This is a genomic window from Terrimonas sp., from assembly GCF_003075435.1.
GTDB lineage: Bacteria > Bacteroidota > Bacteroidia > Chitinophagales > Chitinophagaceae > Agriterribacter.
In genome coordinates this window covers 14,463-38,508 of the sequence record NZ_QCZJ01000009.1, presented here as the reverse complement: position 1 = coordinate 38,508, position 24,046 = coordinate 14,463, and the positions used below count along the sequence as shown (strand labels likewise).

16 protein-coding genes are annotated in these 24,046 nt (G+C 40.6%); 12 read left to right on the top strand and 4 right to left on the bottom strand.

What is annotated here, in order from left to right; translation table 11 throughout:
- Positions 1–170: 170 nt before the first annotated feature.
- From DC498_RS11465 to DC498_RS11425, 9 genes are all read left to right on the top strand, one after another.
- Complete coding sequence (locus tag DC498_RS11465; protein ID WP_116874299.1) at positions 171–2,129, top strand: glycoside hydrolase family 127 protein; 1,959 nt, start codon at positions 171–173, stop codon at positions 2,127–2,129.
- A gap of 98 nt (positions 2,130–2,227) precedes the next feature.
- The gene (locus DC498_RS11460; RefSeq protein WP_165813821.1) at positions 2,228–3,559 is read left to right on the top strand and encodes an APC family permease; all 1,332 of its coding nucleotides are present in this window, start codon (positions 2,228–2,230) and stop codon (positions 3,557–3,559) included.
- Positions 3,560–3,562: 3 nt separating this feature from the next.
- A complete protein-coding gene (locus tag DC498_RS11455; protein ID WP_116874297.1) occupies positions 3,563–4,723 on the top strand; it encodes a trans-sulfuration enzyme family protein in 1,161 nt (386 codons plus the stop codon).
- A gap of 101 nt (positions 4,724–4,824) precedes the next feature.
- The gene (locus DC498_RS11450) at positions 4,825–6,267 is read left to right on the top strand and encodes a TolC family protein (protein ID WP_116874296.1); all 1,443 of its coding nucleotides are present in this window, start codon (positions 4,825–4,827) and stop codon (positions 6,265–6,267) included.
- 28 nt (positions 6,268–6,295) lie between these two features.
- Positions 6,296–7,693 carry an efflux RND transporter periplasmic adaptor subunit gene (locus DC498_RS11445; protein WP_116874295.1) on the top strand — a complete coding sequence of 466 codons (1,398 nt, stop codon included), beginning with the start codon at positions 6,296–6,298 and terminating at the stop codon, positions 7,691–7,693.
- A gap of 87 nt (positions 7,694–7,780) precedes the next feature.
- A complete protein-coding gene (locus DC498_RS11440; protein ID WP_116874294.1) occupies positions 7,781–8,815 on the top strand; it encodes an NAD(P)H-dependent glycerol-3-phosphate dehydrogenase in 1,035 nt (344 codons plus the stop codon).
- A gap of 131 nt (positions 8,816–8,946) precedes the next feature.
- Positions 8,947–11,205 carry a DUF7133 domain-containing protein gene (locus DC498_RS11435; protein WP_116874293.1) on the top strand — a complete coding sequence of 753 codons (2,259 nt, stop codon included), beginning with the start codon at positions 8,947–8,949 and terminating at the stop codon, positions 11,203–11,205.
- 761 nt (positions 11,206–11,966) lie between these two features.
- Entirely contained in the window at positions 11,967–12,998 is a 1,032-nt protein-coding gene (locus tag DC498_RS11430) for a GntR family transcriptional regulator (RefSeq protein WP_116874292.1), read from the top strand.
- 278 nt (positions 12,999–13,276) lie between these two features.
- The gene (locus tag DC498_RS11425; RefSeq protein WP_116874291.1) at positions 13,277–13,825 is read left to right on the top strand and encodes a hypothetical protein; all 549 of its coding nucleotides are present in this window, start codon (positions 13,277–13,279) and stop codon (positions 13,823–13,825) included.
- A gap of 102 nt (positions 13,826–13,927) precedes the next feature.
- Here DC498_RS11425 and DC498_RS11420 read toward each other — a convergent pair whose 3' ends face one another.
- The 4 genes from DC498_RS11420 to DC498_RS11405 form a co-directional block, all read right to left on the bottom strand.
- On the bottom strand, positions 13,928–14,692 hold the full coding sequence (locus tag DC498_RS11420; RefSeq protein WP_116874290.1) for a LytR/AlgR family response regulator transcription factor: 765 nt from the start codon (positions 14,690–14,692) through the stop codon (positions 13,928–13,930).
- 91 nt (positions 14,693–14,783) lie between these two features.
- A complete protein-coding gene (locus DC498_RS11415; protein WP_116874289.1) occupies positions 14,784–15,848 on the bottom strand; it encodes a sensor histidine kinase in 1,065 nt (354 codons plus the stop codon).
- Positions 15,845–16,900: a sensor histidine kinase gene (locus DC498_RS11410; protein ID WP_116874288.1), complete on the bottom strand. Its 1,056-nt coding sequence runs from the start codon at positions 16,898–16,900 to the stop codon at positions 15,845–15,847. Before DC498_RS11410 ends, DC498_RS11415 begins: the two co-directional genes overlap by 4 nt.
- Position 16,901: 1 nt before the next feature.
- Positions 16,902–19,910 carry a ligand-binding sensor domain-containing protein gene (locus DC498_RS11405; RefSeq protein WP_133176835.1) on the bottom strand — a complete coding sequence of 1,003 codons (3,009 nt, stop codon included), beginning with the start codon at positions 19,908–19,910 and terminating at the stop codon, positions 16,902–16,904.
- Between the two features lie 323 nt (positions 19,911–20,233).
- Here DC498_RS11405 and DC498_RS11400 point away from each other — a divergent pair, with 323 nt between their 5' ends.
- The 3 genes from DC498_RS11400 to DC498_RS11390 all read left to right on the top strand — a co-directional run bounded on the left by DC498_RS11400 (position 20,234) and on the right by DC498_RS11390 (position 23,912).
- Positions 20,234–21,535, top strand: coding sequence for a hypothetical protein (locus DC498_RS11400; RefSeq protein ID WP_133176834.1), 1,302 nt, complete (start codon positions 20,234–20,236; stop codon positions 21,533–21,535).
- Positions 21,536–21,559: 24 nt separating this feature from the next.
- Complete coding sequence (locus tag DC498_RS11395) at positions 21,560–22,900, top strand: glycosyltransferase (RefSeq protein WP_116874285.1); 1,341 nt, start codon at positions 21,560–21,562, stop codon at positions 22,898–22,900.
- Between the two features lie 82 nt (positions 22,901–22,982).
- The gene (locus DC498_RS11390) at positions 22,983–23,912 is read left to right on the top strand and encodes a c-type cytochrome (RefSeq protein ID WP_133176833.1); all 930 of its coding nucleotides are present in this window, start codon (positions 22,983–22,985) and stop codon (positions 23,910–23,912) included.
- Positions 23,913–24,046: the final 134 nt, after the last annotated feature.

Genomic DNA, 24,046 nt, shown 5'->3' with positions numbered 1-24,046 from the left:
AAGGAAACCATAGTGGACTGTTGTATAATTTTTCGGAAGAAGAAATAAAAATATTACTGCACTGATAAATATTGAATAAATATTGCTACAAATTAAACTTCCGCCAAAACATTTCTGTTGTAAATTGAAGTTTTATACAGGCTATCCATAATTGTTAAAGAAGCATACTGATGAAAAATAAAATATTTATTACATCTGTTTTTTTATTAGCATCGGGTTTTGTTCTCGCCCAAAACTCCTTACAAAAAATATATCCTGTAAGTTATGCCGGCGTAACCATAACAGACGCTTTCTGGAAACCGAAGATGGAAACCGTTGCTACTGCTACTATTGATGCCTGTGTAAATTATACGCAAAATAAAACCGGGCGCATCCGCAATTTTGAAAAAGCTGCAAAGCATTCGGGAAAACATGAAGGCATATACTATGATGATTCAGACGTATACAAGGCTATTGAAGCCATTGCCTACGCTTTAAAAAATCATCCTGATGCGTCATTGGAAAAAAATACCGATGAATGGATTGATAAAATTGCAGCGGCCCAATTACCCGACGGATATCTTAATACATACTACGAACTAACGGACATCAATAAACGCTGGACGGATATGGAGAAGCATGAAGATTACTGCGCCGGGCATTTGATTGAAGCAGGCATAGCCTACTATAACACTACGGGAAAAGACAAGCTGCTGAATACCGCTATCCGGTTTGCAGATCACATTGATTCTGTATTTCGTAAGCAAAACCGCCCCTGGGTCAGCGGTCACCAGGAAATTGAGCTGGCACTGATGAAATTATATCATCATACAAAAAATAAAAAATACCTGGAATTATCGGATTGGTTTCTTGCGCAGCGGGGAAGGGGCAATGGAAAAGGTGTAATATGGGATCAGTGGAAAGATCCTGATTATTGCCAGGACGGACTACCGGTAAAGGATCAACGAAAAATTACAGGTCATGCAGTAAGAGCCATGTATTTATATACCGGCGCCGCGGATGTTGCGGCCGTTACCAACGACGCAGGTTATATTACTGCAATGGACTCTATATGGCACGATGTGGTATTCCGCCATATGTATATAACAGGCGGTATTGGCGCACAGGGAAAAAATGAAGGATTCGGGCATCCTTATGATCTTCCTAATGAAAGCGCTTATTGTGAAACCTGTGCATCGGTTGGCATGGTATTCTGGAACCAGCGCATGAATATGCTTTCCGGCAATGCACAATATATAGATGTGCTTGAAAGAAGCTTATATAACGGAGCATTAGATGGTTTATCGCTTTCAGGCGATCGGTTTTTTTATGGTAACCCTTTGGCTTCAAACGGGGGATATGGCCGCAGCGAATGGTTTGGAACCGCCTGCTGCCCATCGAATATAGCAAGACTGGTAAGTTCTGTAGGCAACTATATTTATGGCAGCTCAGCCAACGCAGTATGGGTTAACCTGTTTATAGGCAGCAATACCGTTGTGCAGCAGGGAAAAAATAAAATAGCGCTTGCTATGGAAACAGGCTATCCCTGGACGGGAAATATAAAGCTTACTGTATCTCCTGCTAAAAAATCATTATTTGAACTTCGGTTACGCGTTCCCGGTTGGTTAACAACACCGGTGCCGGGCAACCTGTATCATTATGCTGATCAGCAAAATGATCAGCCAACTTTAATGGTTAATGGAGAAAAAGCGGATTATACGATTGATAATGGCTATGCCGTAATAAAACGCAACTGGAAGAAAGGAGATATTGTTACAATGGGATTACCGATGAAAGTGCGAAAAATAGCAGGCAATCCGCAGATAAAACAAAATACAAACCGGGTGGCATTGCAATATGGTCCATTGATTTACTGCATTGAGGGTGAAAAAAACATATTGCAATCCGGGAATATAATGCTGCCGGAAAATACAACTTTCGAAACAGCTTACGAACCATCCTTACTGGGAGGCGTAAATGTAATTCGTTTTGATGCACCGGTTATAAAAGTAGCTAATGATGGTCTGTCTGTTTCTACCAGCAAACAAACCATTACAGCAATACCATATTTTACCTGGAACAACCGCGGCACAAATGATATGCAGGTATGGCTGCCGGTCAGGATTCAGAAAATCAGGATAAATGAATAGTATGTGATTAAACCATTAAGAAGTTAAGTTAATTAAGGTTTGATCTTAATGGTCTTAATGCCTTAATGGTTAGGCAATACGTAAAATACAATAATAGCATGGCATCATCCGGTAAAACATTGGGCTTTTTTTCGCTCACCATGATAGTGGTGAGCCTTGTTGTGGGAATGGGCATTTTTGGCACACCGGCTAAAGTAGCTGCAACTTCAGGTTCATCCATTATATTTTTTTCAGTATGGCTTACCGGCGGGCTTGTTGCATTGTGTGGCGCATTAACCTATGCTGAAATAGGCGTACGGCTTCCTGTAATGGGGGGCTATTATAAGATTTTCGCGGAATGCTATCACCCTGCGGTAGGGTTTACGGTAAACGCGTTAATACTCATAAGCAATGCTGCATCTCTTGGCGTTGTGGCGCTGATAGGAGCAGATTATGTTAGCGATCTATTATTCGGGAAACCCTCCGGCCAGGGTTTTACCGTAGCGGTTTCAATAATAGCAGTATGTCTTTTTTATACGGTTAACTTAATGGGGCTGCAAACCAGCAGCCGTATGCAGAATATACTTACCGTAGTTAAAACCGCGGTGATGATCCTGCTTATTGCCAGTGTATTAAAAGGTATTATGGTAGAACCCCATGGTTATAATGAAAACAGCAGTGTATATAAAATAGAAGATCACGGCTGGTTAAAGCTGTATATGATCAGCCTGGTACCTGTATTTTTTTCTTATGGCGGCTACCAGCAAACCATCAATTTTGGCAGTGAAGTGCAGCAGACCAGTATATTTCCTAAAGCCATCATTTCCGGCATATTCATTTCTATTTTGCTGTATGTGGGTATAAACTTCGCCTATACGCAGGTGATAGGTTATGAGCGCATGAAGAATGCCTCTGCCATCGGCGCTTTACTTTGTGAAGCATGGTTTGGTAAAACCGGCGCCAAAGTATTTGACGGGTTGATGTTTTTATCCGTACTGGCTTATGTAAATGTAAGCCTGATGAGCAACCCGAGGGTAATGTATGCCATGAGCCAGGACCAGGTACTGCCTGCATTTTTCTCTAAGCGCAATAGTAAAACACTGGCATTAACCGGGGGATTAACAGTGTTCGCCATTATCACCATTATTATTACTTTTTTTGGAAAGGAAGTTGATAATATTCTTGGGTTCAGCATTTTTTTAGACAGCATTGGCATGAGCACTTCTGCAGCTACCCTGTTTATCCTGCGTAAAAGAAGAAAAAATGAAGAAGCCGTTTCCGGCGGCTGGACAAAATGGACGCCATTGCTGGCAGCAATATTTGTATTAGCGTATGCAGGCGTTGCGGTAGCTGTAATTATTGATAAACCGTTGGCTGCATTAACCGGTGTAATACTTTTGCTCCTTTTAACCATTGTATATTTTATTTTTTATCACAGAAAGAAAGCATAGCATATGGATATCTCTTACATCATAAATGAACTTGGAGAAGAACGCGAAAAATATTTTAACGCGGTAGCGCCGCCCATTATTCAAACCAGCAATTTTGTTTTTAATACGGTAGATGACATGCGTCGCCTGTTTGAAGATGAATATACAGGCTATATTTATACAAGAGGGCTTAACCCAACAGTAGACATCCTGCGAAAAAAACTGGCAGCGCTGGATGAAGCGGAAGACTGTCTCGTTTTCAACAGCGGCTCTTCTGCTATATATGCTTCGGTAATGGCGAATATAAAATCCGGCGACCATATTGTATCCGTGAACAAGCCCTATACCTGGGCGCAGAAATTATTCAATAATATACTGCCGAATTTTGGCGTAACCACCACCTATGTAAACGGAACCGCTGTTGAAAATTTTGAAAAGGCTATTCAACCCAATACTACCATCATTTATCTTGAAACGCCAAACTCCTGGTATCTTGACCTGCAGGATTTGCGCGCTATTGCAGCAATAGCAAAATCAAAAGGTATATTAACCATTTGCGATAATAGTTATTGCAGCCCTTTATATCAAAAGCCCATTACCATGGGCATTGATATAGCGCTGCAGTCTGCCACTAAATACATAGGAGGCCACAGTGATGTTGTTGCAGGCGTATTAACCGGCACAACAGCCATGATGAAAAAAATTTTTGAAACAGAGTTTTGCACTGCCGGTACAGGCATTTCGCCATTTAATGCCTGGCTGCTTATACGCGGGCTGAGAACATTACCCGTGCGGCTTCAGCAAATAACCGCAAACACCGGCAAGGTTCTGGCGTTTTTACAACAACATGAAAAAGTAGAAGAAATTATTTTCCCGTTTGATAAGAGTTTCCCCCAATACGAACTGGCAAAAAAACAAATGGGTGGCGCATGCGGGCTGCTTTCTTTTCACCTGAAAGTAAAAAAAATTGAAGATATCGTAACTTTCTGCGAAAACCTTAAGCATATACTTATGGCGGTAAGCTGGGGAGGCTATGAATCGCTCATCATTCCCGGTTGCGCATCTGTACAAGAGCAGGATTATGATATTAATAAAAAATCTCAACGCATGCTCCGTTTGTATGTTGGTCAGGAGGAACCTGAATATATTATTAATGACTTACAACAGGCATTAAATATTATATAAGAGGTTTTGTCAAATGTTTTTTTAGTTGAATATTTGTAGGATAATAATAGTATTCGTTCATGATAACTTGGCGAATACTATTCCTATCATAAATTTTGTTCATGAGAAAATTCTTTTTTTGCCTGGCTACGTTAATAATATTTGCAAACCTATCATTAGCACAGGATGGTAATAACTGGAACTTGCGGAGATGTATAAGCTATGCCATGGAAAATAATATCCAGGTGCGCCAACAGGCAATTCAATTTCAACTATCTCATTTAACCTATATCCAAAGTAAATATTCACAATACCCCTCACTAAACTCAACCATTAATGGCGGCTGGAATTTTGGACGTTCGGTTGACCAGGTAAATTATACATACACCAACCAGGCCTTTTTTCAAACTACCGCAGGGTTAAACAGCAATGTAACCTTGTTTAACTGGTTCAGTAAAAAAAATACAACCGCAGCGGATAAGTTAACAGAAAAAGCAGAAGAACTTCAGATAGATAAGGTTAAGAATGATATTGCATTAAATGTTGCCAACCTGTACCTGCAGGTATTGTTCAATATTCAACAGGCGGATATTAATAAAACCCGCATGGAGCAATCGAGGGCCCAGTTTGACAATATACGTAAACAGGTAGATGCTGGCTTATTGCCGGAACTAAATGCGGTTGAGCTTGAAGCACAGTTGGGAACTGACAGCGCCAATTGGATACAATCAAAAACAACAATAGAATTATCATTGCTTCAACTCAAGTCAGCATTAAATCTTCCCGCAGACACAGCTTTTGTTATTGATACTCCTCCTGTTGAAAGTATTCCGGTCGATAATATTCTTGAAGTTTCACCTGCAGCCATTTATGATATGGCTATTACATCATTACCCCAGTTTAGGGTGAATGATTTAAGATTGCAGGCTGCCCAAAAAGATTACCAGGCAGCAGTAGGAATGCAATACCCCACGATTTCTTTGTATGGATCGGTAAATAGTTTATTGAATGACAAGGCTATGGAAGGGCATGGAAATTATGTGGAAATAAATCCTGTAATAGGAACAGTTGGCACAGATCCCGGAGCGCAGACGGTTAATTCAATTGCCAAACAAAGAATATTTGACGAGTATAGAAAAATCTCTCCGTGGAAACAGGTAAACAACAACTTCAATCAGAATATTGGAATTGGCATAAGCATTCCTATTTTCAATGGACTTGCTGCCAGAACAAATGTTTCTCGGCAAAAACTGAATATACAAAACCAGGAGTTGCTGCTTACACAGGATAAGCTGAATATGAAGCGGGATATTTTTGATGCATACCAACAGGCATTAGGAGCGTTTGAGAAATATAATGCAAGTAAAAAGTCGGTTGAGTCTGCACAAAAAGCATTTGACTATGCTACCAAGCGATACGATATAGGCGTATTGCAAACCATACAATGGTTAAACAATCAAAACACATTAGCCCAGGCTAAAATCAATGCTTTAATAGCGCAATATGATTATGTGTTTAAAATGAAAGTACTGGAGTTTTACAAAGGACAGGGAATTAAATTATAATCATCAACTTATTTAACAAGAATATCTCATGAACAAAAAACTGCTTTGGATTGTAATTATACTGGTTGCTTTGGTTGTGTTGCTAATCGCTTTAAAAAAGGCCGGTGTAATTGGAAAAGAAGAAGGAACTAAAGTATCCGCTGAAAAAGTAGTACGCCGCAATATCACGGAAATAGTAACCGCGAGCGGTAAAGTATATCCTGAGATAGAAGTAAAAATAAGCCCCGACGTTTCGGGTGAGATAACCGAATTGAATGTAGAAGAAGGAGACAGTGTGAGAAAAGGGCAGATACTTGCCCGGATATATGCGGATATATATGCTACGCAACGCGACCAGGCCGCGGCACAGGTAGCGGGTCAGCAATCTTTGGTAGCAAACTCACAGGCGCAGTTAGAAGCATTGAAATCAGCGCTTGACCTCGCGAAAACGACTTACGAAAGGCAGGAAAAATTATTGAAGGATAAAGTAATTTCAAAATCAGAGTTTGAACAGGCGCAAAACAACCTGAACAGCGCACAGGCAAATTACAACGCAGCATTGCAAAGCATTCGCAGCAACGAGGCGCAGGTAAAAAGCGCAGCCGCAAATCTTTCAAAAGCCAACAAAGACCTGAGCAGAACCGCACTAATATCTCCGATGACAGGTGTTGTGTCGCTGCTGAATGTAAAGAAGGGTGAAAGAGTAGTGGGAAACTCCATGATGGCAGGTACGGAAATGATGCGCATTGCGGATATAAGCGTATTTGAAATAAGAGTGGAAGTTGGAGAAAATGATGTGCAGAAAATAAATATCGGCGATACTTCTGTTATAGAGGTAGATGCTTATAATAACAGGAAGTTTAAAGGAGTAGTTACACAAATAGCCAGCAGCCAGAAAGGCGCTGCCACGCAAACATCTTCCTCGCTTAGCAGCAGCACAGATGTAACGAATTATGAAGTACGTATACGTATTTTACGTGAATCTTATGCTGACCTTATTGATCCTTCCAAACCAAGAAAGTTCCCCTTCAGACCAGGCATGAGCGCCAGCGCGGATATACAAACCCGAACGCATAACAATGTGCTGTCTGTTCCTATAAACGCGGTAACCACCCGCGATAAAAATGATACCGCTGCCAGCAAAACAAAAACCGTTGCAGTAAAAAAAGAAACAACAAATACGGATAATAATGCGCCTGCACCAGGCTCATCTAACACCAATGATGATTTGCTTGAAGTGGTATTTGTATTGCAGAAAGATAATACCGTTAAATTAAAACAGGTTAAAACCAGCATACAGGATATCAATAATATTGAGATAAGTGAAGGCTTGCAGGAAGGAGATGAAGTGATCACAGGACCATATACCATTGTTAGCAAAACGCTTAAATCAGGAACCAAGGTAAAGGTTGTGCCGAAAGATCAGTTGTTTGAAGTGAAGAAATAAGGAAGGTTTATGGTTTGTAGTTTATGGTTTACGGTTAGAGATACGTTGCGTTCAACTACAAACCACAAACCATAAACTATAAATACTATGCAGTTTGGTATAATAGGTAGTGGCAGCTGGGGAACAGCCCTGGCAAAAATGCTTACCGATAATGGAATGCATATTAACTGGTGCGTGAGGGGAGACGAAACCCTTCAGCATATATTGAAAAGACATCACAATCCCAATTATCTTACTTCTGTTGCATTTGATACAAATCTTTTATCGTTAACTACCGATGCGGCAAATACAATCCTGCAATCTGATCATATTGTAATAGTTACTCCTTCGGCTTTTGTAGCGCAGCAGTTCAATGAACTCAGGGCAGAAGACCTTGAACGGAAAAAAATCATATCTGCTGTTAAAGGTATGCTTCCGCAGCATAACCAATTGCTGAATGATTACCTGGCATCAGAATACCATTTCAGTATAGATAATTATTTCACCATTATGGGACCCTGCCATGCCGAAGAAGTAGCGGCAGAGCGACTGTCCTATCTGACATTTTCGGGCACCAATGCGGAAGCGACAGAAGATATTGCCAGGCATTTTTCTACAGCGTATATCAATACAATTATTAATACTGACATATATGGTGTTCAATATGCCGCGATTTTAAAAAATATATATGCAGTGGCTTCAGGCATTGCACACGGCAAAGGCTATGGCGATAATTTTTTAAGCGTTCTTATTGCCAACTGCGCAGATGAAATGGCGGAATTTTTAAAAAAGGCTGGCATACGCAATATTGATGTAGGCGTACATACTGCTGATAAAACACACCATAAAAAATCACCGAATTACGCGGCTTCTGTATATCTCGGCGACCTGCTGGTAACCTGCTACTCCCTCTTCAGCCGCAACAGAACATTTGGTAATATGATAGGCAAGGGACATTCTGTACTATCTGCTCAGCTTGAAATGAATATGGTGGCTGAAGGATATAATGCCAGCAAAAGCATCTACAATATCAATAAAGAAATACAGGCTGATATGCCTATTGCCAAAGTAGTATATAAAATACTATGGGAAAAGCTGCCAGTAGCAACAGGGCTGAAAAGAATTGAAGAATGCCTGATTTGAGGAAAGGTAAAGGTTATAGGGTGCAAGAAATATGAAAGCAGGTTAATCATAATAAAAATTGGGTATACAGGTATTACTGTCTTCTCTTTACGACCTGTGCTTATACCGGCACAGGTTGTAAATTTTTTATAATGAAGAAGTTATTCCATTTATTGTTACTCCTCTGCCTGCTTTCAGCCCTGGGTTGCTCTCAAAAAAACATTGCGGATATTCCGGAAAAACTGCCGGTTAAAATAGCTGTAAATCCTCACCCTTCAGGCGCGCCCTTATCGCCGGAAGAAAGTATGAAAACCATTCATCTGCCCGAAGGATACAAGCTTGAGCTGGTTGCCAGCGAACCCATGATACAGGAGCCGGTTGCCATAGCCTGGGATGGTAACGGCGCAATGTATGTGGCACAAATGAAAACATATATGCAGGATATAAATGCTATTGATGAAAATCTGCCCATCAGCAGCATTGTGCGGCTGGAAGATACCGATAACGATGGCAAAATGGACAAGCGTACTGTTTTTATTGACAGCCTTGTACTGCCGCGCATGATACTGGCGCTGGATGACAGGCTGGTGGTTGCAGAAACTTATTCAAGCAATTTATATACTTACAGGGATACGAATAACGATGGCGTTGCAGATGAAAAAGTGCAGGTATACCACAACGATATACCGGATACCCGTAACCTGGAACACCAGCGCAGCGGACTGGTCTGGAACCTGGATAACTGGATATATACCAGCCGTCAATTACGCTATAAATGGACCGGACAGGAGCTGGTAGTAGATAGTCTTGTGGATGTTCCGGGCGGCCAATGGGGCTTGGGTAATGATGATTATGGCAGACTGTTTCTTTCCTCTGCCGGTGGTGAAGTAGCAGCACTTGGCTTTCAACAGATGCCTGCCTATGGCGAGCTTGATTTTGAAGAAGCACAATATGAAGGAGATTTTCATACCCCCTGGCCAATTATTGCAACGCCGGATATTGAAGGTGGTAAAAAAAGATTGAAAGATGATAGCACGCTCAACCATTTTACTGCAACATGCGGGCAAACCATTTACCGTGGCGACAGGCTTCCGCAAACCATGAAAGGTGATCTCTTTATCTGTGAACCGGTGGGCAGATTGATCAGGCGGGCGAAAGTGCTTGCCAAAAACGGCGTGCGTGTAGTTAAGAACGCTTATGATAAAATGGAATTTATCGCTTCAACAGATATGAACTTCCGCCCGGTGAACCTTGCCACAGGCCCTGACGGCTGTATGTATATTACTGATATGTACAGGGGCATTATACAGGAAGGCAACTGGACAGGACCTTCATCATATATCCGCCCGCAGATACAACGTTTTGGTTTAGATAAGAATATCGGCAGGGGAAGAATTTACCGCATTGTGCATGAAGCTATACCACCCGATAATACAAAGCCCCGGTTAATTAAAGCATCTGCAGAAGAGCTGGTAACCAATCTTGATCATCCCAATGGCTGGTGGAGGGATAATGCCCAGAAGCTACTCATTGTAAGAAATGAACAATCTGCGATACCCGCGCTTAAAAAAATGGCCTTGAATGAGCGCAGTTTTATGGATAAGCTGATGTTTTGGAAAACCGGCACAACACTTACAGGACGAATTCATGCATTATGGACACTGGAAGGTTTGCATGCTATTGATAAACCATTATTATTATCTGCATTAAACGATAACGTACCTGAAATAAGAAAAATGGCAATATGGCTGAGTGAGCCACTGATAAAAACCAACGATGCTGATATTATGGCCGCAATAGGAAAAATGGTAAATGATACGGATACAGATGTAAAAACACAACTTGTTCAATCCTTACGGTACAGTACAGGCGAAGTTGCGAAACCGATGCTTGAAGCAGCAATAAAAACAGGTTCAGTGCATACAGGTATGGTATACCAGGCGGCACAGATCACCATTGGTCATCTTACCACATCACAACCTGTACTGGTAAAAACAGACGGATTGAATGAAGCTGATAAAGCATTGGTGCTGAAGGGTGCGGAGAATTTTAAATCCATTTGTTCTTCCTGCCATGGCTCGGATGGCAAGGGACTGAAGTTCGGCAGCTCTGGCATGATCGCTCCCCCGCTCGCAGGCTCTCCAAGAGTTAACGGCGACCCGCAAAAACTGATACGCATTGTATTGAGCGGACTGAAAGGCCCAGTAGATGGTAAAGAATACTCTAGCATTATGCCACCCATGATGAATAGTGAAGATCAATGGCTGTCGGAAGTGTTCAGTTATATAAGAACAAACCTTGGCAATTCAGCCAGTCCCGTGCATGTTGATGATATTAAAAAAGTAAGAGACGTCGTTGGCAGGCGCTGGGATCCGTGGACGCTTGAAGAATTAGATGAGAAGGTGAAGTAGGCATTATATTTCTGAATTCAGAGTTTCTTTTTTAGCAATGTCGCCAATGGCGACAGCAGGAATAAAATTCTTGAACTGTCGGCAGTTAAAGGTTTTATATTGACTGATCACTATTATAAACAGGTATTTGATATAGCCAACATGTGTTTTTTAATGAAGGAGGGTATATTAAATCCAATAACATCAATAGAAGATTTAAAAGATGGAGGGTACATATCAGGAGAATAAAAACCATGTTTTTTAAACAGGGATATCACATTTAAGCATTTAGCTACAAACAGGTAACCGCTACGCGGCAGGATGCCGGTTACAGCTTATAAGTCCCGGCTTACCGGTTGCATTATTCACTGGTTATTTCACAGAGGTACCCGAAGAATACACAAAGAGCCGCAAAGAATAATAAAACACGCTGTGTAACTTTGTGTATCCTTCGTGGCTCTTTGTGTAACAAACCCATTCCCGCCGGGCATGCCCAATACGCAGAATGGAACACGGATAAAACAGATATAGCGGATATTCACGGAATGTATCGGTGTTTATCAGTATCATCCGTGTATCAGCAGTAGTACAAATATTGAGCATTAGTACCAAGGCCCGGCATATCTCTCACTCGCGCCAAAACGATAATAGTAAAGTTCCCGTGTTGCTCGTTCGAGATGACACATAACCGCAAATGTTTTTTTCTAAAAGCAAAATCCCTGATTTTTTAACTACTATAAACACCATATACAGTTATATTTGCTATTTTATTTTGAGCCCGTATGAAGTTCAGCAATTTTTTCGCTAATGTGCAGGTGGATGAGTTTTCTTCTACTCCCAAATATTTACAGCTTACCAATTCAATACTCAATGCCATTGAAGCAGGCAAATTGAAGAAAGATGATATCGTTCCTTCTATAAACGAATTAAGCTTTGAGCTTGAAGTATCAAGAGATACTGCCGAAAAGGGATATAAGCATCTCAAAAAAATGGGGGTACTTGGTTCTGTGCCCGGTAAAGGCTATTATATAGTGAATGACAATATCAGGCAGTCTCAGCGGGTAATGCTACTCTTTAACAAGCTGAGCGCTCACAAAAAAATAGTATACGATGCTTTTGTAGAAACACTTGGCGAAAATGTTGCCATTGACTTCTACATTTACAATAACGATTACGCGCTGTTCAAAAAGCTTATTACAAATGCAAAAGAAGACTATTCTCACTATGTGATCATTCCGCATTTTATAGAAGCAGGAGATAATGCGGATGACATCATCAATACTATTCCCAAACACAAATTAATATTGCTCGACAAAAGCCTTCCGGGTGTTGACGGAGAATACGGAGGCGTATATGAAAATTTTGAGAAAGATATTTACAATGCACTTGAACAGGCGCTGAAGCCCCTTGCCAAATATCATACGCTCAAAATAATTTTTCCCGAAAAAAGCTATTTCCCGCAGGAGATCATTAAAGGATTCAACAGGTTTTGCCATGAATATGCTTTCACCCATAAAATAGTGCATGATATTTCTTCTGAGGCCGTTCACAGCGGCGAAGTATATATTAACTTAATGGAGGCTGATCTTGTAGCGCTGGTGGAAAGATTGATATCAATGAAGTTAAAAATAGGAAAAGATATTGGCGTAATTTCTTACAACGAAACCGTTATGAAAAAAATCATTCTTAATGGTATTACAACCATCTCAACAGATTTTTATGCAATGGGCGTACAGGCAGCCCAACTTGTATTGACAGGTGATAAGAAACACATTGAAGTACCATTTAAGCTTACACTGAGAGCTTCCCTGTAATATACTTTTGTGTTAACCATAACAGTTCGCATTGTTTTGTGAATAGTGAACAGCTATCTTCAATTTATTTACTATTCATTATTCAATATCGTTTTGCCGGATACTGGTAACAATTCGATAAGTCTTCGCATTGCTGACTATTAAAAGTTTTATGCTGATGATTTATCTTAAGGAAACAACATTGATCCACTATTGCTCAGTTCATACTCCTGTTTGCGCAGTTCATAACCACTTACATTTTTCATACATACTGCCCGGAATATTTTTGCAAAAAAATTATGAAAAAAATTATCATCGTAGCAATAGCGCTGTCATCATTGTTTGGTACATGTGAGAAAGATCCGGTACAACCATCCCCGGGCGGTTACGGAAATGGGCCAAGAACTCCTGTATCTTCCGGCATGCAGGGCAACTGGATGTATGGCAACTTTTCAATGACAGAATACTGGAGCCAGAACCCGGCTGATTATCTCGGCAATGCATTTGAAATAGCAATTGCTTTTACGCTTAATGCAAACGGAACCTATGAGCAGTATTTTACTTCTAAAACAGTAACAGGTACATTCAGCACTTATCATCAATCGCTTACCAAAGGAACCATTGAAATTAACGAAGCGTCCAAAACAATTATCACACATGCGCATACTGCACATTACAGGCAAAGCAAAAACGGGCAGACAACGGAAGACCGGGATCTGGATAAAAGCGAAATAACAGCAACCACAAATTATACCTATGAACTTAAAACAGAAGCCAATGGCACAAAAGCTATATATCTCAGGTTGAATGGCACGGGCAATGCATTGCAGTTCCTGCAAAAATTTTAACAGGGCTTTTATAGGATGGTTTATTTAAAGTGATTGTAGCATATACAATCACTTTTTTTTATGTTGTTAGAAACATACGCTCATACCGATTTTCGGAGATCATTACTTGCCCATCCACACTTTAAAATCTGTAACCTTTTCCCTGCTTACAATAGACTCTTTATCTATTGATGGCTTTAACTGAAGGATAAGGCGGTTGCCGAAATAATCTTCTATTTTGTCGATGCTTTTTATGGATACATAAAATGAGCGGCTTATCCGGAAAAATTTTTCAGGCGCAAGCATATCTTCCAGCTCTTCAATGGTATAATCAACAATGAATTTTTTGTTGTCGAAAGTTTTAAAGAAAGTAAACCTGCCTTCGCTATAGAAATAGGCTATATCGTCTACCTCAATACTTACCAGGCGGTTGGCATTTTTTACCAGGAATCTTTTCCGGAATTCTTTGGGTTGAATTTTACTTTTCAGTTCACGCATCAATCCATCAATATCCGCAACAGGCGGATGCCCGGCAAAATTAGCCTTGAATTTTTCTATTGCGTTTTTTAATTCATCTTTTTGGATGGGCTTTAAAAGATAATCAACACTGTTAACCTTAAATGCTTTCAAGGCATATTCATCATAAGAAGTAGTAAATATAACAGGGCATTTTACTTCAGCAAGATTAAATATCTCAAAACTTTGCCCATCGCTCAGTTCAATATCCATAAGGATCAGGTCCGGTTCGGGGTTTTGCTGCAGCCACTCTACCGAAGTCTCAATGCTGTCGCCAACGCCAACAACTTCAATGCTTTCATCAATAACAGCCAGTGTTTTTTTCAGCTTGCTCACAGCCAGTTCTTCATCTTCAATAATCAGTACTTTCATAGTAGTGTGTTTTAATAATAAATGTATTGAATTAATAAGGATACTCCGGTTGATATGTAATGTATTGTTGCAAACACCGTATTAATTGCGGCTAAACGTTTTGTGTTGATTCTGCCGGCCGCCATATTAATGGAAGCACAACAGTAAAGTTCCTTTCACCATCCATTACCTGGAACCCGGGACATTGCAAAAGTTCATACTTGGCCTTTATATTTTGCAGGCCCATGCCATTGGAGTGAGAAAGGCTAACCTTACGCTGCAGGTTATTATTCACCACTAATTTGTTTTCTCCCGAGGTAAAAATTTCTATGGTAAGGGGATATTTTTTTGAAACGGTATTATGCTTTACCGCGTTTTCTACCAGTAATTGCAACGACAGGGATGGAATAAGGTAAGAAAGATACTGCCTATCGATATTGATACGCATTTTAACTGCCCCGCCATACCGTGTTTTTAACAGCCCGAAATAGGATTCAATAAATTCCAGCTCCTGCGATAAGACGCTCAACGAATCCTGGTTGCTGCGCAAAAGGCTGCGGTAAACCTTGCTTAATTCATCCAGGAACTGAACTGCTTTTTGCTTATCAGTGCCTATAAGAGATGAAAGTGTATTAAAGCAGTTAAAAAGAAAATGCGGGTTAACCTGGTTTTTAAGCGTATCAAATTCCTGCCTTAGCGAAAGCTGTTGTAACGTAGCGTTTTCAGCGGTGTTTTCTCTAACCCTTCTGAAAACAAAATCGGCCTCATACAAAGTTTCAAATATTACGTTTACGCTCAGCCCAACCAGCGCACCCTGCCACAAATGATCTGGTTGTATACTGTAATTAAACAAATGAAATACGTGGTACAGCAGGAAGATAGCATATACTGATGGCGTCATTACAAATACGGTAATCAGCGATTTCGTCAGTATTCTCTGCCGTGTTTGCGATAACAGCGGATATTTTTTTTCTACCCAATTATCATACTGCACGTGACCCACCATTGAGAAAAACCCCATTACAAAAATGATCAGTGAAGAAAAAATCCAGACAGAAGGCTCCTGCCAAACCCTGTCTTCAAACATGATCAGCTGAAGCATAGCTATAATAAAAGGCATTGAAGTTAAAAAGCTGTATTGCTTTAGTCTTGTAAACCCAGGGATCAATCTTCTCATGCCTTTACGTTTTCATTAATGAGTTGTATGAAAATCTTTCTTATATCACCGGCCGTATCTGTTACCTCCAGCTGCTTACCCAGCAGCTTATATTTCTTCACCATTGTGTCGAGCCCGGTTTCAATTTCCACGTCAGTAGAAAATATTTTAGGCCGCCGCAGGGTTTGTACCAACAACACATCCACGTCCTCTGAAAAAATATTGATCTCAAGTGGTTTTGACCTGCTGATGGCATTCTGGCTGAAAGCGTTTTCAATAATAACCTGCAGCAGCATAGGAACAATATATTTTTGCTTATATACTTCGGCTATGTCAATATTTACCCGCAAGCCTTCACCAAATCTTTTTTCCATCAGATGCAAATACGATTGAAGAAATTGTAATTCCGTATCGAGTGTAACCAGTTGATCGCTGTCATTTTTCAGCATATAGCGATAAACCTTCGTCATTTCATTAAGAAAGTCTTCCGCCATATCTTCATTTTCTTCAATGAGGCTGCTTAAGGTATTTAAGTTGTTGAATAAAAAATGTGGTGTAATATGACTCTTTAAAGCATTTAATTGCGTTTGCCTGTAATTCGTGTTGAGCAATTCTGTTTCTTTTACACTCTGCTGCCAGGCTTCATATCTTGAAATACCCTCCATCAAAAAAATAAGAAAGATATTGGCAATGGCTATGGAAAGACAAACCCAGGCCAGCCTGTTCTCGTTAAGCTCGGTTTTAAAAAAAGGTAATATCTCATACAGTTTAAATAACAGGTATTTCAGAAAAGAGCTGAGCAGCACAAAACTTACGATCATATAACCCAGCTTTTTTACCGTTTGTTTTATATCAGGGAATCGTTTTGTAAGCAAAAGCGCTATATAGCCGCAGATAAGAAAATCTATGATCAGCTCTGCATAAGTAATTATGGTGGCGCCGATAAAAAACAAGCCGCTGCTGTAATACAGTTTGCCAAAGTAAATACTGTTGATAATAAATGTAAATGCAAAACAAATAAACGGCATTATCAGCCATTCTTTTGAATTATATGCAGGGCGATGCAGCTTCATACTATACGTTAATTCTGAAAATAATTTCGGTGATATGCGCCTTTACCGTTGTAGTGATTTCTCCGTTCAGCTTCTTCAGCCTGTCATTCAGGTCTTTGCTGCTGAAAAAATTATTCAGCTGTTTTGTGTCTCCCGCTTCATTAACAAATTGAAATATATAATACAAAATATTTTTTTCAAACCCTATATAAATCCTCACCTCTTTTACAGCAACACTCATTAAAAATTTCAGGCTTCGTTTAAAAAGCAGCAACAGCTCATATCTTACCTGCATATTCAATTTTAGTTTGCTCACTTTTTCATCTGCTGCAAAATCTATCTGCACATTATGCCTGTTGTTGGTTACCTGCACATATTTATGAAAGCGCTTTACCAGTTCTTTCATGCTATCATTTTCCGGTGCAATAGCCCACAGCATATCCTGCATGGCCGAAACCATCGCTGCACTTCTCATCTTTATTTCAGCAATAAACTCCCGCGATTTAACAGGATCTGTTTCATGCTTTATGATGGCTATATCACTAAGGATATTCACTTTTTCCAGTGTGCTGCTCACGTCTTCATGCAATTGTCTCGCAATATTTCTGCGCAGTTGCTGCACATCTTCTTTACGTTTCATGCGGTAATAATCCAGCAGAAATAAAATGCCCAGCGCTACAAGCAGTATTAAAATATAAAACCATTCCGTCTGGTAAAACCTGGGGGCTATTTCAACGAACAATTCAGTAACAGAACCTACCTGGTTGTTCTCATCCATTATTCCCGCTTTTAGTAAATATTTGCCTGGTGGCAAATAACTCATCATTACTTCACTGTTGCCGGAAGCTTCTTTCCATGTTTTATCAATACCTTCCAGCATATAATATACGGGTAAGGGTTCTTTAAAAGCATTGGTAGTATATCTTACTTTTACAGATACATCTCCCGGGCCAATTTTCAGCCTTTTTAACTGAAGGATGGAATCTACCCTCAGGCTGCTTTCATTCACATATACTTCAGCGATCAGTACTTTGCCTGCAATGTTTTTTTCAACTTCCCTCTTCAGCATTTCCGGGTTAAATGCAAGAAATCCATGATTATTCCCAAATACAATCGTTCCATTACTGATACTGCCTGATGCCGCTATACTAAAAGAGAAATTGCTATAACCATCACGCTGATCATATTTCAATACCGGTTTTTCGTGACGCAACGAAAAAGCCATTAACCCAAGATTGGTACTTGCCCAAACCAGGCCTTCAGCATCTTTTGCCAGGTTAAATATTTCATACTGCGAATAATTGTGTTGAATGGAATCGGTATGGAGATTAAGTATATCTAACCCGGCAGAAACAATCAGCATTATGCTATCGTTATACTCAAGAAAATCACCTGCGCCCGGGCTTAATAATTTTTTACCCTGCGGCAGGGAGTCGGTATAATGCCTCATTACTTTACCCGTAGCAGCTTCTATGCAATACACACCGTCATAATCCGTTGCTACCCACACTTCATTTTTTTGTGAAACGATCATCCGGGTAACGCTTGAACCGGCTTTATGCACAAACAGCCATTCACCGGTAGCCGGGTTAAATTTTATAATGCGCCCGCCCTGCACACCTATCCATAAATTATCCTGCGCATCTTTGGCTAACTGGCGTATGGTATGCTGCGCAGCCAATGCCGGCTGAAAACTATACACATGTTTCTTTGCTGCATCATATTTCCATAGCCATCCATCCTGCGCGCCCCACCAAATGTCTTCATTGTTCATTTGAACCATGCTCCACACCATTGCAGCGTTTTTACCATAATCATCTTTCAGCAGTTTAGAATATACAGGTTTAAACGCAGTGTCGTAAGTATATATCCCGTTGCCACCCCATGTACTTATCCAAACTTCACCACTGGTTGTTTCAAGAATATCTGTTACTTCTACAGTAAAGGTCTCTTTGTTGCCCGGCTTATAGTTGTTGAAAGATCTGAGTTGTTTATTAGCTGCTGTATACCGGTATAATCCCTGGTTGGTTGAAATCCACATATTGTGTTCGCGATCTTCGTACACATGGTTAACAACATCATATGAAATACTGAATTTACCCGGAGCGCTTTTGGGCACATACAGAAACCTGCTGTTCGCACTGTCGTACAAGGCTAAAAGATTATCTCCATACATCCATAACGCGCCTTTTATTTGCAGCAGCTTAATAATGGTATAATATTCCCCTTTTAAGCCATCGTATATTTCAAGTTCCCGTTTCCTGGTTTTGCCGTTTTTTATATCAATGCTTTTAAAAGAAAGCCCGGTGGTTGCAGGCCATGAAGTGATCCAGCCTGTTTCATTTTGGTCAATAAAAAAGTTCTGGATCATGGTAAGATCCTCTGTCATTGCAATATACCTGTCGGCATCAGTATTATGCCCTTTATAAGAAAGGGTATTCTTTGAGGAGTTATATTTAACCAGTCCTCCGTATGTGGAGACCCAGTAATTTTGGTTTTTATCCTGCCAGAGCGAGATAAAATTCCACCCTCCGGGTAATTTAAACAGGTTATAGCCCTCCGAAAATTCATGCTTTTCCTCGCTGAACGTTAAAAAAGTTTTGCCGGTGCAGGCGAATATTATTTTCCCATCGTTCGATTCAAAAAAATGAGGATCGCGAACTGCGAGCCCTTTGCCCAGGATAAGCTTTACCGGATGCCATTTAAATGTTACCGGGTCCAGGTATCCCAGTATATCATTTTCAAAAGAAACCCATAGCCTGTTTTGTTTATCAATCAGTATTTCTCTTATAAAACCTTGTGGCAGCACACCCCTGCCGGTATATAAATCCAGGAACCGTATGCCATCGTAGCGCTGCAGGCAGCTTCTTGTCATCACCCACATGTAACCGTTTTTATCCTGCTGAACCTGCCTTACATATTCACCTGCAAGTCCATGCTGCATTCCGAGGTATGAAAACAAAAAATCCGGCTGTGCATCTGTATGTACACAAACCAACAAAAAGAGTGATAAAAGTATGTGCCTGAGCAAGGGTTCTGTTTAATACAAATCTATTGTATCAAACTTAAAAATACATGCCGCATGTACGGCTTGTTTAACAGTTCATACATCAAAATCCTCAATTCATACAACTATTCCTGTAGGGGTATTTCGCACAGCGTGTGTGTTATGGTTTGTACACGCCATGTACACTTTCAGGATTCTGCTTTTTGTGTATGCTGCGGAAAAGATTTTCAAATAAATATTCATACATCGATCTCAGCAATTGATGTACGTAGTTAAGCATTTCACAGCACCTGCTATTGACCAGGTTTTAACCGCGATCAATCTTTGCAATGCAAATCATAAACGGTATGTATAAAATATTCAAACTAACAGTTTGCCTGATCTTTTGTTTTATTGCAGCATCAGCGCAAAACAAATCAAAGATATCTGAAGCAACATTAAATGATATACTGGCAATATATAAAACAACAAAGCAGGATGCGGCAGCACAAAAATCATATTATAAAATACTTGGAGAAAAGGTAGATAACGCAACAGGACAAATCAGGGAATGGGTCATGCAGGCAATGCAGGAACAGCAGGAATTGGTAAAGCATTATAAGCCGGGATATGAACACAAAGCTGGTGAAATGAATTTGTTTCCACTATGGGAAGAAATGCCGGGACCCGTTCCTTCTTTGCCTGAAGCAAGGCTAACCAACGCCGCTAAATACCAGGCTTATATTGACAAGGTAACACTAAGAAAAAAACAACTAAGCGACATGATGCAGCAACAGTTGACTGCACAGCGAAACGATCAGCAAATGATGATTGCTGATGCAAAAGCTGCCGCCAATAATAATGCGGTAGTGCAACAAATGGGAGGCACGGATGCGGTAATGAATATGAGCGAAGCAGAAAGAAAACAGGCTGCACAAAAAGCTGCTGAACAGGTGGTGAATAACCCGGAAGGACAGATGAGTGCTTCCGCAGGCTTAAACGCCATGATGAAACGAATGATGAATGACCCTGAATACAGGGAAGCCTATAATAAAATGACCGATGCACAGAAGCAGGAAGAATTAAAAAAATATATGACGAGCCAACCGGTGAAAAGAGATGATAAGACATCGGAGGAATTACAAAAGAATGTAAACAACACATCTGCCGCTATGAATATTGACATGGTAATAGCGAAATGTTTACAGCAAATGCAGGAAGCAACCATTCCTTATGCCAAAGGAACTGAGCAGGCAAATGAGTTTTATTATACTGTGTACAGCGATATTGAGAAATGGTATAAGCAGCAGTATGATGCGCTGCCGCTTACCGCGCAGCGAGAAAAAAACGGGTTAGCTGAACTCATGAAATGCAGGCAAACTATTATGCATGCTTTCCAGGAAAAAGAAGCTGCTACCCGCACAATACTGTGGAACCTGCTCAAAACAAATACAAAAATTGCTTTCGGGGAATTCAATGATATGATAGGCGCTTATCCCTGGGGGAAAGCAAAAAACGCCAGTCTTGTTGATTACAATTATACTGAGCCCAGGGTTGCACAGGCACTGACAAGCCTGTATGATGAAATGATACGTATGACGAGAGAAGCTGAAGCGCTGACCAATGATCATAAAGGAAAACAGGAACAGTTTGAGATTCTAATGAAGTAGTTAAATATTTTAAATAATTCTACAATGCAAGGCAGATTAAAAGTTCTGGTGGCATGTTTTCCTGCAGATGGTCACTTTAAGCCGCTTACAGGCATAGCCAAATATCTTGATGCCTGCGGGCATGATGTTCGCTGGTACGCTTCAAAAGAATATACAAATGATATAGCAGGTCTCGGCATGAAGCACTATCCGTTCAGGATCGCAAAAGACCTCCATATTTCGTATATGGAAGCGCATTATCCTGAAAGAGCAAAGATCAGAAACCCTGTCAGAAAATTAAATTTCGACATGATTCATGTTTTTGTTGAACGCGGGGAAGAATACATGAAAGACATTGACGAGATCCGGCAAAATTTTCCGCCAGATATTGTTATCTGTGATATTGCTTTTCCCGGCATTCCTTATATCAAAGATTGCATGAAGCTTCCGGTAATAGCTGTTTCGGTTTTCCCTTTTCCCGGCAGTTCCTGTGACCTGCCTCCTTATGGGCTTGGATTAATACCAGCCAACACCAGTGCAGGTAAAATTTTTCACAAGGGGTTAAGATGGTTATCCCGAAAAATTTTGTTCAGAAAGGCTGATAGTGCCATGCGTAAGGCTTTGGAGAAATACAGCATTGCGCACAACAATACAGGCATATTTGATATAGGTTATAAAAAGTCAGACATCGTTCTGCAGAGCGGTTGCCCGTCTTTTGATTATAAAAGAAGTGATTTGGATAAACGTGTCAGGTTTATCGGTGCGGTACTTCCTTATCGCAAATCGAACCAGGCAACTTCCTGGTTCGATAAACGGTTGGAGGAATATAAAATAGTTGTATTGGTTACACAGGGAACCGTGGAGAAGGATCCTTCAAAATTAATTATACCTACGCTTGAAGCATTTAAAGATGATGAAGATGTGCTGGTGGTTTGCACAACCGGCAGTGCAAATACAGAAGCGCTGCGCGCAAAGTATAATGCGCCCAATATTATTATAGAAGATTTTATTCCTTTTGAAAACATCATGCCCTATACCAATGTATTTATAACCAATGGAGGTTATGGTGGTGTGCTGCTCGGTATTGAGCATAAAATGCCGATGGTGGTTGCCGGTGTGCATGAAGGGAAAAATGAAATATGCGCAAGGGTTGGATATTTTAAATACGGTATTAACCTGAAGACAGAACGCCCGGGAGCCGCCCGGATAAAGAAGGCTGTAAAAGAAATTTTTGAAAACCCGGTATATAAAGCAAATGTTGTAAGGCTTGCACAAGAGCTGAACAGCTATGCAACAGATGCGCTGATTGAAAAATACATTGACGAATTAATGAACAACCGCTCACCAAAACGCAGGCAATCGCTATTGTCTAAAACGGTTTACTGATAATCCATTTTTAAAGCAATTATTCTTCCCGGAAATCATGCTTAGCCGGGTAGCTGGAAATTTTTTTGTAATAAATATAACAATGAAAAGAATAAAAAAGATAGCCAAAAGATTTGTATCAGGGCTTTTGATCCTGGTTATACTCCTGGTAGTACTTATATCAATGCGCCAGAATTTAAAGTTCGAGGCCCCGTATCCTGATGTGCGCGCCAGCAGCGACAGTAATGTGATCAACAGGGGGCGGCATATTGTTTTCAGCCAGGCACATTGTGCGGATTGCCACAGCAAACAAAATGCTGATTCTTTACTGGAGCTTGGTATTGAACCCGCATTAAGCGGCGGCAGGTTATTTGATGTAGGCATCGCGAAAATTTATACACCTAACTTAACGTCTGATAGCGTGTATGGTTTGGGAAGAAGAACAGACGGAGAGATTGCGAGGGTTATCCGTTACGGCGTGCATGCCAACGGAAATGCCGTACTGAATTTTATGGGCTTTGCCAATATGAGTGATGATGACCTTACGGCTGTGGTATCTTACCTGCGAACACAAAAGCCGGTTCACGAGCCGGTTCCTTCACCTGAATACAGCATGATGGGGAAAACGGTGAAAGCATTTTTGATCAAACCTGTTGGACCATCTCATGCTGTAGAGAAGCATATAAAGCCAGACAGCAGTATTGCGTATGGTGAGTATATTGTAACAAGTACAACCAACTGTGCCGGATGTCATACCAAAAGAGACCTGTCCGGTAAATTCACCGGGCCGCTGATGGCAGGGGGAAATAATGTAGAAGGCCTGATCTCTCCTAATCTTACACCCGATAGCAGCAGCCGTATATTCGGCTGGTCGGAGCAAACTTTTATTGAGCGTATGCGGTTAGGAAAAATTAATCCTGCAAGCCCAATGCCATGGAATAGTTTTAAGCGTATGACGGATCTTGAACTGAAAGCAATATACCGGTACCTGAAATCGATACCTGCGGCAAAAACCCCTGCGGTGGATGAATAGCAGGTAATGAGAAAACGATAACCGCGGGTGAGCATGCTTATCCGCGGTTTATCATGTAGTGTTATGGGTTTGAATATATATGATAATGCGTCTTCATCCTATGCGTGGCGTTCATGCTATGCGTGGCGTCTTCG